At 71.5% G+C, this 2,316-nt stretch carries 2 protein-coding genes; both read right to left on the bottom strand.

Going from position 1 to position 2,316, the window contains the following annotated elements:
• Nucleotides 1-228 (bottom strand): glycosyltransferase (locus VF468_26930; GenBank protein ID HEX5881924.1); only part of this gene is annotated, 228 nt, incomplete at its 3' end.
• 110 nt (nucleotides 229-338) lie between these two features.
• A complete protein-coding gene (locus tag VF468_26935; protein ID HEX5881925.1) occupies nucleotides 339-2,021 on the bottom strand; it encodes an ISAzo13 family transposase in 1,683 nt (560 codons plus the stop codon).
• Nucleotides 2,022-2,316: the final 295 nt, after the last annotated feature.

Consider the following 2,316-nt stretch of genomic DNA (forward strand, 5'->3'; position numbering starts at 1 on the left):
GCGGTTGGCCGCGGCGGCCCGGCCGACGTCCTCGCCGATGCGCAGGACGCCGACCCCGTCGCGCCCGGCCGCGCGCTCCGGCGCCCCGTCGGTGGAGCCGGTGTCGACCACGAGCACCCGGACCGGGCGGGTCGCGGCGGCCTTGAGCGAGTCGAGGAACCGGTCCAGCGCCTCCCCCGGCGAGCGCGTCACCGTGAGGACGGCCAGCTCCGGGGTCTCGGGGTCCACGGCGGCCCACCCTAGCGCCGGCCGCGGTTGCAGCAGGGTGACCCTGCTGCAATCCAACGTCAGCAGGGTGACCCTGCTGCAATCCCCCAGCCGTTAGGGCTTGCAGATCATTAACTCGCTGTGGTCTGGGCGGGGATGGCGATGCCTGCGGTGGCGGCGAGGTCGTAGAGGTCGGTGAGCGCAGCCAGTGGTGTGTCTGCGGGTGTGATGGTGTAGCCGGCCTGTTCGAGCAGCTGTCGGGTGTCGCGGATGCGCCGTTTGATGGTTTCGGCGCGGACGCCGAACAGGGCGGCGACGGCGAGCGGGGGTAGGGCGAGCCGGTGGTGCAAGACGGTGGCCAGCAGCCGGTCGGCGAGGGTGAGGGTGGGCCGGCGTCCGGCGCCGGGGCGGGTCTGTCGGGGGCGGTGGCCGCGTCGTTTGTCCAGCTCGGCTTCCCGCTGGTCCTGGTGCAGCGTGGTGATCGTGGTGATCAAGGCGTCCCACGCGGGGGTCGGTAGTCCGGTCACCGTGGGGTGGCACAGCCAGGCCACGTCGGGGCTGGGCTGGTCGAACGGATCCGGCGCCGCGACCGGGAGCTGCGAGTACGGCTCGGGGCGCAGGGTGTAGTTCCAGTCGCCGTGCCACTCGTGGCGGGCCAGCGGCAGAGCGTCCATCTGCGCGTCGCTGACGCGGACCCCGGTGGGGTAGGTGTCGGTGTCGAGTTCGGCCGCGACACACAGCCCGGTCCGGGTGGTGGTCGCGGCGATGCTGTTCACGATGACCTGATGGCTGGACAGGGGCCGGCCACGCCAGTTCATGGTGATGTGCGAGAACAGCCGGTGCTCGATCTTGTTCCACTTGGAGGTGCCGGGCGGGAGGTGGCATACGGTGATCTCCAGGCCGGTTTCCACGGCCAGGGCGGCCAGTTCGGCCTTCCACGCGCGGGTGCGGTAGCCGTTGGAGCCCCCGGCATCGGCGGTGATCAGCAGCCGGCGCGAGCGCGGATAGCCGGCCCGGCCGACCGCGTCCCACCAGCGGCGCAGGCAGGCCACGGCGAATGCGGCGGTGTCGTGGTCGGTGCCCACGCCGACCCAGCCGGTGTTCGCGGCCAGGTCGTAGATCCCGTACGGGATGGCCTTGCCCAGTTGCGGGTCGGGGAAATCGTGGGTCGCCACCTCGACCGGCTCGCCCTTCGGGCACCACTGCTGGCCGGCGTTGCGGTACTGGCCGACCAGCTCCTTCTTCTTGGTGTCCACACTGACCACCGGGTCCCCGGCCGCCTGGTACTGGGTGGCCCGGTCGTTGATGTAGCGGAACTGCGCGTCGCGGTCCGGGTGCTGCGCGCCCTCGATCGTCTTGGCGTTGGCCTGCAGCCTGAAGCCCTCCTCGCGGAGCAGGTCAGCGACCGTGTCGGCGGACACCATGTGCCCGGCCCGGGTCAGCTCGGCGGCCAGCGTCCGGGTCGAGCGCGTCGTCCACCGCAGCGGTGACATCGGATCCCCGCGCACATCCGGCTCGACCAGCGCCATCAGCGCCGGGCGCAGACCGGGATCCCGATCTGCCGCCCTCTTGCGGCCTCCCCCGGGGCGACGCGCCCGGCCCAGCGGCCGCTGGCCAGAGTCCAGCTCCGCCACGCCCCGCGCGACAGTCCGCTCCCGCATCCGGGCCGCCTTCGCCACCACGCGGATGCCGCCGTGGCCCAACGCCCGAGCCTCCGCCCCGGCCAGCAGTCGCCGCTGCCGCTCGTCCAGGTGCGGGAACACCGCTTCGAACTTCGCCGCCAACGCCCGCTCGGTCTGCACCGGGATGGCCATACCACACCAACGGCGATCACGACGAGAAGCAACGCTTTAATTCTCTGCAAGCTCTTTGTGTCAAACCTATTGACCCAAAGTGCCGTTCGTTCCACTTGGACCAGTCGAGCTCCGCTGCAACCGCCGCGGCGCGGAAGGTGTTCAGGTAGACATGCCGGAGATGGTGCAGACCCCGCCCGCCGACGGCGTCGACGAGGTCGAGGAGACCGAGGACCGGCTGCGGCTGAGTCTGGTCCTCGACCTTGACGCCGGCTTCGCCGAGGTGATGCGCGAGCACGAGCGCGTCGTCTACTCG

The sequence above is a fragment of the Actinomycetota bacterium genome (genome assembly GCA_036280995.1).
Lineage (GTDB): Bacteria > Actinomycetota > CALGFH01 > CALGFH01 > CALGFH01 > CALGFH01.

Bases quoted from the DNA above. Each gene is read 5' to 3' on its own strand.
- VF468_26935 (HEX5881925.1), bottom strand. From the start codon at position 2,021: ATGGCCATCCCGGTGCAGACCGAGCGGGCGTTGGCGGCGAAGTTCGAA.